Origin of the sequence: Nesterenkonia sp. (assembly GCF_029265375.1) — a bacterium.
Taxonomy (GTDB): Bacteria; Actinomycetota; Actinomycetes; order Actinomycetales; family Micrococcaceae; genus Nesterenkonia.
Map to the genome: position 1 here is coordinate 24,250 of NZ_JAJUJJ010000017.1, position 13,928 is coordinate 38,177.

A 13,928-nucleotide genomic window follows, 5' to 3' on the forward strand; every position below is an offset into this window, starting at 1 on the left:
GAGCGCGATGGCTGAGATGCTTGCGGCGGTCGCCCCGCTGTTTCTGATCACCCTGCTGGGCTTCTGCGCCGGGTTCTCGGACCGGTTCCGTTCGGCCTCGCCCTATCTGAACGGATTCGTCTTCTACTTCGGACTGCCGACGTTCCTCTTCTCCACTATGACGCAGTCACCGCCCATCAGCTCGTTCCCATGGGCGATGCCGCTGATCGTGCTGACGGTGACCCCGGCGCTCTCCGTGGCGGTGTATCTGCTCAGCCGGGCGATGGGCCGCCCCGGCGATCAGGCGGCCCCGACCTCCCTGGCGGGGACCTTCGGCAATGTGGGCTATTTCGGGATACCGATCTCATTGGGTGTGCTCGGCCCGGAGGCCGGATTGGCGGCAGGACTCGTGCACATGATCCACAACGTCGTCTATATGAATGGATACCCGGTGGTGCGGACCCTGGCCCAGACCCAGGGTTCCCCTCCCGATCAGCTCTGGCGGACCAGGCTGTGGCCGGTGCTGCGCCGCGGGGTGCTGAAGAACCCCATGTTCTCTGCCATTGCGCTGGCGCTGCTGGTGGTCTTCGCGGAGCTGCCGCTGCCGGAGCTGATCTCCGAGCCGGTGGGCATGCTCGGCGGCACAGCAGTTCCGCTGGCGCTGTTCTGCGTGGGCCTGGCTCTGCACCCGGCTCTGCAGGGGGTGCGCAGCGGGGGAGTGCCGGTGCCCCCGGTGCTGCTGGGTGCGGCGGCGAAGCTGCTGGCGCTGCCGCTGCTGACCTGGCTGGCGGTGCTGCCTTTCTATGACCAGCTGGGACCGGTCTGGGCGGGCACGCTGATCATCCTGGCGGCGACTCCGTCGTCGACCACCGTCTTTCTCTTCAGCGAGGAGTACGACGGCGACGGCCGGCTCGCGGCGGCGGTTCTGGTGCTGAGCACGGGGCTGAGCCTGGTCACATTGCCGCTGCTGGCGGAAATCCTGCTCTGAGCGCCCAGTCTGCGAAGCGTTCGCCGATGAGCCGGTGCCCGGCAGTGTCAGGGTGCAGATCATCGGGGAAGGGATGCGTGGCGGCATCGGACTCGCCGTAGAGCTCGAGTCCGCTGAGGAAATGCAGGTGGGGGTCCTCCTCGCGGCGCAGGGCGATGATCCGTTCCAGCTCCTGACGCAGGATCCGAAGCGTGATGCGCCCGCGGGCGGTGTCTGCCGGATCTCCGAGCGCCCTGAAGATGGTCCCGCCGTGGGAGTCCCGGGCGGTGTAAGCCTCCACCGGCCCCGGGGTGTCCTCGTGGATCCCGCACCAGATGGGCGAGATCACCACCAGCGGAGTCTCGGCGTGCCTGCCCTCACGAATCGTGTCCAGGAAGCCGTGGACTGCCGGGGTGAAGCTGCGCAGTGTGTGGGAGTCTCCGTTGACTACGTTGATGCCGAGCTTCAGGGTGATCACATCAGCCGGGATCTCGCGCAGCGTGCGTGCTGTGAAGGGGTCCAGCTTGGCGTTGCCGGCGAACCCGAGGTTGGTCAGGTGCACCGGGGAGGAGGCTGCGCTCAGGGTGCGGGCGGCCACGGCGGGCCACGCGTGGGAGGCCCCCACTGTGACCGCACCGTGGCTGATCGAGCTGCCGTGGTGCACCCAGCGCAGGGCGCCCGGGCGAGGGCCGGCCGGCTCCACCGGGGCAGGGGAGCGGAACTCGACCAGAGTGGTCCACTCCTGATACGGCAGCCAGATCTCCAGCAGGGTGGGGCGAGCCGGGAGACCGCTGATGCGCAGCTGAGCCGGACGGGTCTCCTTCCGCGAGATCTCGGAGCCGGTGACCGGATCCAGCACCACCCAGGTGCCGCCCTCGGCTGTGAGCTGGGCGTGCAGCGTGTCCGCCTCGCCGTCGGGCGAGCTGCTGCGCCACACGTCGTACACCGGAGGCGGTCCGTCCGGCTGACCTTCGGTGATCCGCTTCTGCGGCCATGTCACCAGGGTCAGCTCCTCCGCGGCCGTGCGCAGCCGCAGGCGCACCCCGGACGGATCGGAGAAGACGGTGGGATCCACCGGCCCATTGACGTGCCGACGTGCGGCCGGAGTGAGTCGGTGCGGCATGAGCCCGCGTTCGGTGACTTCCAGATCCACGGCACCCTGCACAAACTCAGGGGTCACCGGGGTGATCAGCATCTCAGCACTCATGAAGGCTGAGTGTACTCAGGTACCCGTGCCCCTTCAGGCGATGGTGCCGCCGGCAGAGAAGCCACAGGTTGCCTGCACTCGTTCTGCCGCGCTCCTCCCACGGGACGCGATGGTCCACATCGCAGCGTTCGGCCGGCACCGTGCAGCCAGGTGCCTGGCAGACACCGTCACGGAAGCTGATGGCTTGCCGCAGTATCTGCGGTACGAACCGACCGGTGTAGTGGTGACTGAGCACATCCGGAGCCCGGGTTCGCAGGTGGTCTGCGTCTGGGGCAGCCGGTGGGGAATCCGATTCGGGCGGGGGATCTGGTTCGCGGGGCCGCACATGCAGCTGGTGCCAGCGCAGCTGTTCGGTGCTGGGTCCGCGGCGGGGTCCTGAGCGGGTGCCGGCTCCGGAGCGGCTGAGCGCGAGCTCCTGAGCCACTACACCGCGCAGAGCCGCCGCGCGCACCGCCTGGGAACGATCCCGCAGCACCGCGGGGTCCTCGGTGATGCCCACCAGTGCCTCAGCCGATATCAGCACACCGATGTGGGCGCTTGGGCGGATCATCAGATCAGGTTCGCCCTCTGCCGGATCGCCGTTGAGCAGCCACGCTGCGGCCAGGTCGGCCTCCCGCTGGCGGACGGTGCGGGGGTCGCCGTCGGCTCTCCTCCGCGGAGGTTCGAGCAGCTGAGCGGGATCCGGTGCCGCCGGGCGGGGTGCGTCATCTGATGCCCTGCGCTCGCGGGACCCGTGGGGGCCGAAGCTGAGCCACTCCGGGAGCCGGAATGTCTCCGGATCACCCTGGTCCAGACCCCGCGCAGGCCCCGCCTCCACGTGGGTGCCGGCTGCTTGGTGGAGTGCGAGCACACTGGGATCGTGGGGAACGGGCCGCTGCGGCGACCGGGCGGCCTCCTGGAGCCGCCGGGCGATGCTCTCCGCAGTCAGCGTCGGCAGCACCAGGCAGAGCAGGCTGACCCCGTCCTCCCCGTGGCGCACCCATACCTGACGGTCGGCGACTGTCCGCGCGGAACGCTCCCTATGGGCCTCCGGCTCCATCCGAGCCGCGGTGCGCCGCAGCCAGGCATTCAGCTGTGCGGGCCGATGGCTGGCCGCATACTCGGAAGCCAGCACATCCAGATGATCGCGATGCTCCGGCTGCCGCAGCTGCTCGGCCGCCCGGCAGATCCGGCCCACGGCGTAGGCACCGATTCGTCCGGCCCGGAAAGCACGCCAGCACTCCGGGAGGATGCTGCGAGCCGTGCGCGCCTCATCGTATATCCGATGCACCATGCCCTCACTGAGGTTCAGCGCCGAAGCCACCTCCATGACGGCAGCGTTGTGCACCACCGCGTGCCGCTGCCGGGCCTCGGCGGACGCCTCCGGGGCCTCGCCCTCGGGGCACTCTTGCTCGACGCGGGAGTCCACGGCGCGCAGTATCAGCCTGCTGCGGCGCGCTTCCAGTGCATACAGCTGCCGCTGAACCTCGGCGAGGGTGCCGAGGCTCTCCTCAGGGGTGTCCTGCCGCGTACCCATGATTCGATTATATGTTCGAATGTGACGAAAATCAAGTGATGTGGTGGATGATGGTGTCAGTAGGTGACGCACAGTGTGTTCCCATACTGAGCGCGGTCTGCGGAGTCCATTTCGATGCGAATGAGTTTCGGGTGAGCGTGCCCTCAGCAGCAGGTCGGGGCCGCCCACGTTCGACCGCATGCGGACACTGGTCGGGTCCGGCCCCCTATCGGTCCGGCGACCAGCCGTGGTCTGATGGGCACATGTCACCGACTGAACTGCCCTTCTTCGACGACAGCGACGTCCGACGAGTTCTGTGCGTGGTCGCGCACCCGGACGATATGGAGTACGGGGCCTCCGCCGCGGCAGCCCGGTGGACCTCCTTAGGCATCGAGGTCTCCTACCTGCTGCTTACAGCGGGCGAGGCCGGAATGCGCAGCCGGGACCCGGAGGAGGTCGCTGCGCTGCGCGCCGAGGAGCAGCGGGCAGCCTGCGCCGCCGTCGGCGTGGAGGACCTCACCATCCTGGACCTGCCAGACGGCATGCTCACCCATTCGCTGGAGACCCGGCGGCATATTGCCCGGCATATCCGACGGGTCCGGCCTGAGGTCGTGGTCACCCAGCCGTGGGCCCTGGAGGTCGAATGGGGACTCAATCACGCAGACCACCGGGCTGCCGGACTCTCCACTGTCGATGCCGTCCGGGACGCCGACAACCCCTGGGTCTTCCGCGAGCTGCTCGAGCAGGAGGGCCTTGAACCCTGGGGTGCGCGCTGGCTGCTGGTGCCCAACCCGGCGGTGCCGGACCACCTGATCGATGTCACCGGCACCAGCCTGGAGCGCGGTATCGCATCGCTTCAGGCCCACCGCGAGTACCTGCAGGCCCTCGGCGGGGACTTCGACGCCCGCGCCACGCTGCAGGAGATGACGGCGCAGGCGGCCCGCCGAGCTCCAGCGCCGGGGGTTTCCCATGCCCTGGCGGTGGCGGCCTACCGAATGCAGTGAGCCGGCCGAGGCAGCAGCCAGCGGTCTGGGCACGCCGCTGTGCACCCGAGACCTGGCCGCCCGGGGACACGCCGCTGTGCACCGGAGAGCGGACCGTGATCTCATAGATACTCGTGAGCGGACCCGCACCATCGCCAGCAGGCCACGAGCGTCCCGGCACCGTCTGGGAGGTCTTCTGGGTGTTCCTCCGCCTCGGTCTGACCAGCTTCGGCGGTCCCGTGGCGCATATCGCTTACTTCCGTGAGGCGCTGGTAGAACGACGCCGGTGGCTGACCGACAAGGCCTACGCCGATCTGATGGCCCTGTGCCAATTCCTGCCCGGGCCGGCCTCCTCCCAGGTGGGCATGGCCCTGGGCCTGCAGCGTGCCGGCTGGGGCGGTCTCTTCGCCGCCTGGTTCGCCTTCACCATGCCCTCGGTGCTGCTCATGGTGGCCTTCGCCTACGGCGTGGCCTGGGCTGGGGACCTCTCCGACGCCGGCTGGATCCACGGCCTGAAAGCCGCAGCAGTGGCAGTGGTGGCCCACGCTGTGATGGGCATGGCGCGCACTATGACCCCCGATGCTCCACGGGCCACCATCGCAGCCCTGGCGGCCATCATCGTGCTGCTGGTGCCCAGCCCCTTCGTGCTGGTGGCCGCCATCGCGGTCTCCGGTCTTATCGGACTGATCTGGCTGCGTCCGCCCCAGGAGCAGCCCTCCGAGGCAGATACCTTCCCGCTGCGCGTGCCCAAACGGGTCGCCATTCCCTGCCTGGTGGCGTTCTTCGCCCTGCTGGCAGGGCTGCCGGTGCTGGCCGCCGCCACCGGAAACGAGGCCGCGTCACTGGCGGACACCTTCTACCGGGCCGGAGCCCTGGTGTTCGGCGGAGGGCATGTGGTGCTCCCCCTGCTGGAGACCGAAACAGTGCAGACCGGGATGCTCGAACCCGATGTCTTCCTCGCCGGATACGGCGCCGCCCAAGCTGTGCCCGGGCCGCTGTTCACCTTCTCCGGCTTCCTGGGGGCCTCCGCAGCAGGCATCCCCGGTGCTGCGCTGGCAGTGCTGGCCATCTTCCTGCCCGGGGGACTGCTGGTGGTCGGCTGCGTGAGCTTCTGGGAGCGGCTGCGCAGCAACCAGACCGCGCGCAAGGCTCTGCTGGGGTTCAACGCCGGCGTGGTGGGCGTGCTGGCCGCGGCCTTCTACACCCCGGTGTTCACCGCCGGGATCATCGACGTCGGCATCGAAGCTCTCGCAGTCGCCATCGCTGCGTTCATCGCCCTGACCAGCTGGCGGGTCCCGGCCTGGGCGGTGGTGCTCGCCGCAGGAGTCCTCGGAGCGGTGGTGCTCTGATTCCCGCACCTCAGAGGCCCGAGGCAGCCGCTCCGATGCCGGGCACGCACGTGTCTGTCCAGCGAAACAGCAGGCGATATGGATAGTGTCTTCGGTTGATGGTCTCCACACAGCCCCGTGGGACGGCTCGGCTCTACGCGCTGGATGTCGCACGAGCCTTTGCCGTCTTCGGCATGGTCGTGGTCAATGTGGGTCCCTACACCACTGAAGGCATCTCCTCACTGATCATCCGCGCACTCAACGGCCGGGCCTCCATCCTGTTCGTGGTGCTGGCTGGGATCGGGGTGACCTTCCTGGCCCGCCGGGCGCTGAACAAAGGAATCACCCGGCGCTCGACCCTGCTGTGGCGGGGGCTGCTGCTGTTCCTGCTGGGCCTGGCGCTGCAGCTGCTGGACCATGACGTCAACGTCATCCTCACCACCTACGCCGCCCTGTTCTTCCTGGCCGCGTTTATGGTGCGCATGCCCATGCGGTGGCTGTTCTGGGCGGCCGTGGCCTCCACCTTCGGCGGACCGGTGATCTGGATTCTGGTGCGGCAGCTGACAAATTTCCAGATCGACCCCGCCCGGTTCGGCGACAGCCTCCCGGAGATCCTGGCCGCCATCGTCATCTCTGGGCCCTATCCGCTGGTGGTGTGGATCGCCCCGTTCTTCCTCGGCGTCTGGCTGGGCCGCCAGCCCCTGGGCAGTCCGGTGGTGCAGCGGCGCCTGATAATCGGCGGAGCGATCGCCGGCTTCGGAGCCTTCGGGCTGGCCCAGCTGCTGGTCCGCATCTTCGGCCACCCGGATCAGACCGTGGTGGGATGGGACCGGCTGGTCTCCGCCTTCGGGCATTCCCAGATGCCGCTGTGGGTGATCAGCGCCTCCGGCACGGCCGCGCTGACCATCGGCATCCTGCTGCGGCTGGTGCCGAGGGCCGGCAAGGGAATCCGCGCCCTGGTCGCCGTCGGGCAGATGCCGCTGACCGCCTACTGCGCCCATCTGGTGATCATTGCGCTGGTGGTGCCCAAACCGCCGGAGAACCCTGCGCAGGGCCTGTGGATCTCCCTGGCGATGATCGCCGCGCTGGTGGTCTTCGCCACCATCTGGATGGCCAACCTCCGCTATGGTCCGCTGGAGACGCTGCTGCGCCGGCCGCCGTCGTTCCTGCAGGTGACCTACCGCCCGCCCGAGCGGCACCGCCGCCGCGCCTACAACCGTCCCTATCCCCGTCACCCCAAGCGAGTGTGATCAGCTATGCGACTCATCCCCGCACCCCGGGCCGCTGCCCTGGCAGCGACGACGACAGCCGCGGCCGTGGCGCTGGCCTCCTGCGGCCTCTTTGAAGACCCCCCGCCGCAGGCAGAGCCGGCCGAGTCCGGCGAGGCAGCCCCGGGTCAGGCGAAGCCGGAGCCGCCGGAGCAGCTGCCCGAGCCGGTGGAGGAGACCCTGCAGCATCAGGGAGTCAGCGCCGGACACCCCCTGGCCGTCGACGCCGCCGAACAGATCCTGGCTGAGGGCGGCAATGCCGTCGACGCCGCAGTGGCCGCCGCCTTCGCGGTGTCCGTGGTGGAGCCGTTCGCATCAGGGATCGGCGGGGGCGGCTCGGCCATCGTGGCCGGAGCTGAGGGCGAGCCGCTGTTCTATGACTACCGCGAAGTGGTCAGCAACGACGGCGAGATTCCCGACTCCGGTGCCGGAATCCCCGGCTTCGTCGCGGGGATGGACAAGCTGCACGAGGACTACGGCACCCTGGAGTGGGAGCAGCTGCTGCAGCCGGCCTACGAGCTGGCCGCCGAAGGATTCGAGATCAGCGGCTTCCTGGCCCAGCGCATGGCCCAGCCGGACGGACTGAACGCGCTCACCGAGCTGGACCACTACGCCCCCGGCGGCGAGCCGCTGGGTGAGGGGGACCGGCTGGTGCAGGAGGAGCTGGCCGCCACCCTGGAGACTTTGGCCGACAACGGGGCGGAGGACTTCTACACCGGAGGCCTGGCCGAGAGCCTGGCCGGTGAGGCCGAGGGCATCGACGCGGAGTCCCTGGCCGACTACGAGGTGCTGATCACCGATCCGGTGCGCGGCGAGTTCGCCGGCCGCGAGGTCATCGCCCCGCCGCCGTCGCTGCCCGGGGCTCCGATGATCCAGATGCTGCAGATCGCTGAGGCCCAGGGCATCGCGGATATGGAGCCTGGGTCGGCCGAGTACGTGGACACCCTCTCCCAGGCCTGGCTGGTGGCCGAGGAGAGCGTGATGAATGACCTCGGCGACCCCAATTTCGTCCAGGTGCCGGTGGAGGAGATGATCGACCCCGAGGCCAACGCCAGCATCGATCTGAGCTCCTCGGGCGCCTCGCAGCCGCAGGCGGGCGGGGGCAAAGCCCCCAACACCACCCATATCAGCGTGGTCGACGACGACGGCCTCTCGGTCTCGATGACCAATACGATCATGTACTTCTGGGGCTCCGGGCAGATGGTGGACGGCTACTTCCTCAACAATCACCTCTCCCGGTTTGAGGCCATCGACTCCCCGGCCAACGAACCTGAGCCCGGGCGGCGGACTGTGACCTGGTCCAACCCGGTGATGGTCCTGGACTCCGAGGGCCGGCCCGAGCTGGTGCTGGGCAGCCCCGGGGGCCACCAGATTCTCAACATCCTGGGCACCGTGCTGATCCAGTGGGGGCTTCAGGACGCTGATCTGGCCGGTGCAGTGGAGTCTCCGCGGTTCCGCGCCGACGGGGACACCCTCTACCTGGAGGCCAGCCACACCGATTCGCAGATCCAGCAGCTGGAGGACGCCGGTTGGGAGACCGAGGTGTGGCCGGATGAGCAGGCCAGCTTCGGCTCGGTGCAGATCCTGGAGGTCGACTACGAATCCGGCGAGATCCGCGGGGCAGATGATCCGCGCCGCGACGGCGCCCACAGCATCCTGGAGTGAGCCTGCGGCGCTGGTGATGCAGTAACGTAGATCCACAGCACGGGGTGCCTGCCGCGCGGCGGCAGGCTGAGAACACACCCGTTGAACCTGTTGGCTAGCACCATCGAAGGGAATGCTCGTGGACTCCGCAGTGCAGACACCGCGCACCATCCCCAATGTTCTCTCCATCGCCGGAACCGACCCCACCGGCGGGGCAGGCATCCAGGCCGATCTGAAGTCCATCGCCGCCCACCGCGGATACGGAATGTGCGCGGTCACCGCCCTGGTGGCGCAGAACACCCAGGGCGTGCGCAGCATCCACGTGCCGCCCACCAGCTTTCTGCGCGAGCAGCTGGAGGCGGTCAGCGACGACGTCGCCGTCGATGCGGTCAAGATCGGCATGCTGGGCACCGCCGAGATCATCGCCGAGGTCGCCGCGTGGTGGGATGAGACCTACCGCGGCCCAGTCGCCGGCGGTGCTGGGGTGCATGCGGCGGCTCCGGTGCTGGTGGTGGACCCGGTGATGGTCGCCACCAGCGGGGACCGGCTTCTGGAGCCGGAGGCGGAGGAGTCGCTGATCGAATTCCTGCACCGGGCGGACCTGATCACCCCGAATGTGCCGGAGCTGGCCCTGCTGGCCGCCGGGGAGCCGGCCGGCAGCCCTGAAGAGCTGATCGGCCAGGCGGAGACTGTTGCCGATGCCCACGGCGCGGCAGTGCTGGCCAAGGGCGGCCACCTGGGCGGCGACCAGGTCATCGACACCCTGGTGTTCCCCGCCGCCGAGGGGAAGCGGCCTGCAGCCCACCAGGTCAGCGCGCCACGGGTGGAGACCACCAGCACCCATGGCACCGGCTGCTCAGTCTCTGCGGCGATGGCCACGCTGCGTGCCCGCGGGTGCAGCTGGGAGCAGGCCCTGGAGAACGTCAAGGAATGGATGACCCAGGCGCTGGGCGGGGCGGATGCGCTCGACGTCGGCCGCGGTCACGGCCCGGTTCATCACTTCGCCCAGCTCTACCGCTGAGGCGGCGGTTCAGTTCCGCGGGTCGCCGTCGTTGTTGACCTTGTTGACGATGTCCTCCCAGTTCCACACCGGCGGACGGTCGGAGGGAGTCGGCCCGGCGCCGCCGTGCGGCGGGGTCGGGGCCTGGTTCTGCAGCGCGGTGACCTTCTCTCGGATCTCAGCCATCTGGGCATCCAGGGCGGCAGCCTTGTCGGCGGCGTCGCGCAGCTCGTCCAGAATGTCCCGGGGCACCTCGCCCTCATAGGTGTAGTAGATCTTGTGCTCCAGGGAGGCCCAGAAGTCCATGGCGACGGTGCGGATCTGGACCTCCACGAACACGAACTCCGTGCGGTTGGACAGGAAGACCGGAACCTGCAGGATCACATGCAGGCTCTGGTAGCCGTTGGGCTTCGGGGTGCGGATGTAGTCCTTGACCTCCGCCACCTGGATATCCGGCTGGGAGCAGAGCATCTCCGCCACCCAGTAGGCATCGGAGACGAAGCTGGTGGTGATGCGGATGCCGGCGATGTCGCGGATCGACCGCCGGATGCCCTCCAGGGTCGGCTCGCAGCCGTAGCGCTGGACCTTGTCCAGGATCCGCTCCAGGGATTTCAGCCGGTAGTTGACATGCTCGATGGGGGAGTAGTCCCGGGTGTGCTCGAACTCCTCGCGCAGCACATTGATCTTGGTGAGGACCTCGTCCATGCCGAACTTGTAGTGCAGCTGAAACTCGGTGAGCTGCCGTCGCATATCCACCAGCCGGTCCATGGAGCTGGTGGAGCCGTTCTCATCGGCCCTGCTGTTCAGCTGGTCCAGCAGCTTCCGGTAGAGGTCCCCCTCGGCCTGTCTGACGAGTTCATTGGTCGGTATCTCCTCTGTTGGAGTCACACCAGAGGACATAGATGATTCTCCTGACGGTCATATGTCATCAGCGCGCCGACGGCCGGCCCACTGCGAACGGTGCAACGTTCACTGTCTCGATTCTCAACTCTAGAAGCGCAATCTGTGAAGACCCTGCAGGTCACGATTCGGTGATGGCGTAATGTGGAGGATGTGAAGCCGCAGCCGCTGAACACCCAGGCCCGCAGGGACGCGCTGAGCCGCCTGCGAGCCACCGCTGAGCCTGCCCAGAGCGCCGACGCCGAACTCGGGCGGCCGGAGACCGGGCCGCTGGATGTGCTGGTGGTCGGCGGGGGAGTCGTGGGGGCAGCCGCCGCCTTCGACGCCGCCGGCCGGGGCCTGCGCGTGGGGCTGGTGGAGGCCCAGGACTTCGGGCAGGGAACCTCCTCGCGGTCCTCCAAACTGGTGCACGGCGGGCTGCGGTACCTGCAGATGCTGGACTTCAAACTGGTGGCCGAGGCGCTGCGCGAACGCGATCTGCTGCTGCGCCGGCTCGCCCCGCATCTGGTCCGCCCGCTGCCGTTCATCTTCCCGTTCGAGAAGCATGTGGTGGAGCGGGCGTTCGTCGGCTCGGGCGTGACCCTCTACGACACGCTGGCCACCGGTTCCTCCCTGCTGCGCGGGGCGCGGTCCCGGGCCGTGCCCTACCACCGGCATTTGGGACGGGCCCGGCTGCGCGAACGCTTCCCCGCCCTGGACGCTGAGAAGTTCCACGGAGGACTGGAGTACTACGACGCCCAGGTCGACGACGCCCGGCTGGTGCTCACCCTGGCGCGCTCGGCACACAGCCTCGGAGCCGCCGTCGTCTCCCGCGCCCGAGCAGTGGACTATCTGCACGGCGACCCGGAGGATCCCCAGCGGATCACCGGAGCGCGGGTGCGCGATGCGCTCAGCGGGGAGGAGATCGACGTCCATGCCGCTGAGACGATTCTGGCCGCCGGCGTGTGGACCGGCCAGGCTCAGCGTCAGGCCCTGCAGCCGGATGCTTCCCCGGCAGATGCCGAGGCCAGCACCGGGCTGCGGGTGCTGGCCTCGAAAGGCATCCACATCACTGTGCCGCGGGAGCGGATCGCTGCGGAGGGCACGGTGGGTGTGATCACCCAGACCGAGAAGTCGGTGCTGTTCCTGATTCCGCTGCGCGATGTCTGGGCCATCGGCACCACGGATACGGCCTGGCACGAACCGGTGGACTCCCCGACGGCGACCAGCCAGGACATCGACTATGTGCTGGAGCACGCCAATGCGGTGCTGGGGGAGAACCTCACCCGCTCCGACGTGCTGGCCACCTGGGCCGGGCTGCGGCCGCTGCTGCAGCCGGTCACAGCCGATGACTCCGGTTCCGCGCGGGTCTCCCGGGAGCACGCGGTGATGCAGCTGGCCCCGGGCCTGACCGGTGTGGCCGGCGGGAAGCTGACCACCTACCGGGTCATGGCCGAGGACGCGGTGGACTTCGCCGCCGAAGGCACCTTCAAGGACCGGGCCAGCATCACCGCGGCCCTTCCCCTGGCCGGGGCCCAGGGATACGGAGAATGGGTGGACCGCAGCGAGGAGCTGATGCAGGACTACGGCTGGGACGCCCAGCGGGTGGACCGGCTGCTGAACCGATACGGCTCCCTGCTGCCCGAGCTGCTGGAGCTCATCGACGATGATCCGGACCTGGGCCGGCCGCTGCAGCACGCCCCGGGGTATCTGCGTGCCGAGATCGTCTACGCGGTCACTGCCGAAGGAGCGGTGCATCTGGACGATGTGATGGCCCGGCGCACCCGCCTGGTGCATGAGCGCGCTGACCGTGGACTGGCGGCCGTGGAGGAGATTCTCGAACTGATGGGCGGCGCCCTGGACTGGGACCGGCAGCGTCGCCGGGCTGAGCGCGAGGCCTACGAAGGTTTTGTGGAGGCCCAGCGCCAGGCCGAGCAGACCGGTTCGGATGATCAGGCCAGCGCGCTGGTCGCCGCACACTACCCAGCCCCGGAGCAGGCGGGCCGCCAGCAGGCCGCCGCTCCGGAGGAGGCTGCGGCAGGCAGAGACCGCCTGGGCTGAGAAAGTCGGGCGCCGGGGTCGGCGCGCCCCGCCCGTATGCTGATCAGCCCGACCGCGGGATGCGTCCGCAGCCGCCGCGACACGCCCGGGATGCCGCTGAATCGCCCCGATTTTCTGTCAGTCCGCGCTGTCCCCACCTGTGGAGATTCACCGGTCGTCGTCGCCGGTTCCCTGCCATGGAGCCGAACACGCCCTCCACAGCACTTGTACACAGGCCGTGGATAACTACACTGATGTGAGTACAGCATCTTGTGGTTAGTGACTTCGTCTGACCCAAGATGTAGTATCGGGAGTACCTCGAAAGCACACGACACTTCACTAGGGGATCAGCATGAGCGTCACCGTCTACACCAAGCCCGCATGCGTGCAGTGCAATGCCACCTACCGTGCTCTGGACAAGAATGGGGTCACCTACAAGACCGTGGACATCTCCCAGGATGCCGAGGCTCTGGAGCGAGTGCGGGCGCTGGGCTACATGCAGGCCCCCGTGGTGATCACCGAATCCGACCACTGGTCCGGGTTCCGTCCGGACAAGATCTCCGCCCTGGCGTCGGGTGAGGCCGCCCAGGCTGCCGCCTGAGCGCAGGCGCCCGGCCTTTCGGCGGCGGCACCTGTGCCGCCATCCTCCGCAAACCATCGTGCAACAGGAGGCACCACGTGCAGACGAGCAGCACGCAGATGACGTCAGCGTCGCTGATCTACTTCTCCTCGGTGTCCAACAACACGCACCGATTCGTGGAGAAGCTGCAGCTGCCTGAGGGGCAGGCTGCGCGTCTGCCCCTGCACACCGGCACGGAGACGCTGCTGGCCACCGAGCCGTTTGTGCTCATGCTGCCCACCTACGGGGCCGGCGGGGGCCGCGGCTCAGTGCCCAAGCAGGTGGTGAAGTTTCTCAACGTGGAGCAGAACCGCCGGCTGCTGCGCGGAGTGATCGGCGCCGGCAACACAAATTTTCACGACAGCTACTGCATCGCTGGGGACATAGTGGCCGCCAAATGCGGCGTCCCCCATCTGTACAGGTTCGAGCTGATGGGCACGAGTGAAGACGTGTCCAAGGTCCACAAGGGATTGGAAGAGTTTTGGAAACAGCAGTCAAGCCTCTCAGCCGCGTAGACGA

General features: G+C 68.4%; 12 protein-coding genes and 1 riboswitch. Of the genes, 9 read left to right on the top strand and 3 right to left on the bottom strand.

Going from position 1 to position 13,928, the window contains the following annotated elements; translation table 11 throughout:
- Positions 1-7: 7 nt before the first annotated feature.
- Positions 8-967 (top strand): AEC family transporter, encoded by a 960-nt coding sequence (locus tag Q1K09_RS08360; protein ID WP_300344633.1) that lies wholly within the window; start codon positions 8-10, stop codon positions 965-967.
- On the opposite strand, the gene Q1K09_RS08365 is transcribed toward Q1K09_RS08360, so the two are convergent.
- On the bottom strand, positions 933-2,153 hold the full coding sequence (locus Q1K09_RS08365; RefSeq protein WP_300344635.1) for a GDSL-type esterase/lipase family protein: 1,221 nt from the start codon (positions 2,151-2,153) through the stop codon (positions 933-935). The genes Q1K09_RS08360 and Q1K09_RS08365 overlap by 35 nt on opposite strands.
- Entirely contained in the window at positions 2,143-3,669 is a 1,527-nt protein-coding gene (locus Q1K09_RS08370) for an HNH endonuclease signature motif containing protein (protein ID WP_300344637.1), read from the bottom strand. Before Q1K09_RS08370 ends, Q1K09_RS08365 begins: the two co-directional genes overlap by 11 nt.
- Before the next feature lie 242 nt (positions 3,670-3,911).
- Here Q1K09_RS08370 and Q1K09_RS08375 point away from each other — a divergent pair, with 242 nt between their 5' ends.
- The 5 genes from Q1K09_RS08375 to thiD all read left to right on the top strand — a co-directional run bounded on the left by Q1K09_RS08375 (position 3,912) and on the right by thiD (position 9,892).
- On the top strand, positions 3,912-4,652 hold the full coding sequence (locus tag Q1K09_RS08375) for a PIG-L deacetylase family protein (protein ID WP_300344638.1): 741 nt from the start codon (positions 3,912-3,914) through the stop codon (positions 4,650-4,652).
- A gap of 113 nt (positions 4,653-4,765) precedes the next feature.
- Positions 4,766-5,980, top strand: coding sequence for a chromate efflux transporter (gene chrA / locus Q1K09_RS08380; protein WP_300344640.1), 1,215 nt, complete (start codon positions 4,766-4,768; stop codon positions 5,978-5,980).
- 98 nt (positions 5,981-6,078) lie between these two features.
- The gene (locus tag Q1K09_RS08385) at positions 6,079-7,209 is read left to right on the top strand and encodes a DUF418 domain-containing protein (protein WP_300344642.1); all 1,131 of its coding nucleotides are present in this window, start codon (positions 6,079-6,081) and stop codon (positions 7,207-7,209) included.
- 6 nt (positions 7,210-7,215) lie between these two features.
- Positions 7,216-8,892 (top strand): gamma-glutamyltransferase, encoded by a 1,677-nt coding sequence (locus Q1K09_RS08390; protein WP_300344644.1) that lies wholly within the window; start codon positions 7,216-7,218, stop codon positions 8,890-8,892.
- Positions 8,893-8,922: 30 nt separating this feature from the next.
- Positions 8,923-9,022: riboswitch (TPP riboswitch) on the top strand.
- A complete protein-coding gene (gene thiD, locus Q1K09_RS08395) occupies positions 9,011-9,892 on the top strand; it encodes a bifunctional hydroxymethylpyrimidine kinase/phosphomethylpyrimidine kinase (protein ID WP_300344647.1) in 882 nt (293 codons plus the stop codon). It overlaps the preceding riboswitch by 12 nt.
- A 9-nt stretch (positions 9,893-9,901) precedes the next feature.
- Here thiD and Q1K09_RS08400 read toward each other — a convergent pair whose 3' ends face one another.
- Positions 9,902-10,771, bottom strand: a complete 870-nt coding sequence (locus tag Q1K09_RS08400; protein WP_300344649.1) for a GTP pyrophosphokinase family protein — start codon at positions 10,769-10,771, stop codon at positions 9,902-9,904.
- Positions 10,772-10,915: 144 nt separating this feature from the next.
- On the opposite strand from Q1K09_RS08400, the gene Q1K09_RS08405 reads away from it, so the two are divergent.
- The 3 genes from Q1K09_RS08405 (at position 10,916) to nrdI (ending at position 13,924) form a co-directional block, all read left to right on the top strand.
- Positions 10,916-12,811, top strand: a complete 1,896-nt coding sequence (locus tag Q1K09_RS08405) for a glycerol-3-phosphate dehydrogenase/oxidase (RefSeq protein ID WP_300344652.1) — start codon at positions 10,916-10,918, stop codon at positions 12,809-12,811.
- A 331-nt stretch (positions 12,812-13,142) separates the two neighbouring features.
- Positions 13,143-13,391 carry a glutaredoxin-like protein NrdH gene (nrdH, locus tag Q1K09_RS08410; protein ID WP_300344654.1) on the top strand — a complete coding sequence of 83 codons (249 nt, stop codon included), beginning with the start codon at positions 13,143-13,145 and terminating at the stop codon, positions 13,389-13,391.
- A 98-nt stretch (positions 13,392-13,489) separates the two neighbouring features.
- Positions 13,490-13,924 carry a class Ib ribonucleoside-diphosphate reductase assembly flavoprotein NrdI gene (gene nrdI / locus Q1K09_RS08415; RefSeq protein WP_300344701.1) on the top strand — a complete coding sequence of 145 codons (435 nt, stop codon included), beginning with the start codon at positions 13,490-13,492 and terminating at the stop codon, positions 13,922-13,924.
- Positions 13,925-13,928 lie beyond the last annotated feature (4 nt).

Excerpts from the sequence above, each read along its gene's own strand:
- Q1K09_RS08390 (WP_300344644.1), top strand. The coding sequence starts at position 7,216 with ATGCGACTCATCCCCGCACCCCGGGCCGCTGCCCTGGCAGCGACGACG.
- Q1K09_RS08365 (WP_300344635.1), bottom strand. The coding sequence starts at position 2,153 with ATGAGTGCTGAGATGCTGATCACCCCGGTGACCCCTGAGTTTGTGCAG.
- Q1K09_RS08385 (WP_300344642.1), top strand. The coding sequence starts at position 6,079 with ATGGTCTCCACACAGCCCCGTGGGACGGCTCGGCTCTACGCGCTGGAT.
- Q1K09_RS08375 (WP_300344638.1), top strand. The coding sequence starts at position 3,912 with ATGTCACCGACTGAACTGCCCTTCTTCGACGACAGCGACGTCCGACGA.
- Q1K09_RS08360 (WP_300344633.1), top strand. The coding sequence starts at position 8 with ATGGCTGAGATGCTTGCGGCGGTCGCCCCGCTGTTTCTGATCACCCTG.
- Q1K09_RS08370 (WP_300344637.1), bottom strand. The coding sequence starts at position 3,669 with ATGGGTACGCGGCAGGACACCCCTGAGGAGAGCCTCGGCACCCTCGCC.
- Q1K09_RS08400 (WP_300344649.1), bottom strand. The coding sequence starts at position 10,771 with ATGTCCTCTGGTGTGACTCCAACAGAGGAGATACCGACCAATGAACTC.
- nrdH (WP_300344654.1), top strand. The coding sequence starts at position 13,143 with ATGAGCGTCACCGTCTACACCAAGCCCGCATGCGTGCAGTGCAATGCC.
- nrdI (WP_300344701.1), top strand. The coding sequence starts at position 13,490 with ATGACGTCAGCGTCGCTGATCTACTTCTCCTCGGTGTCCAACAACACG.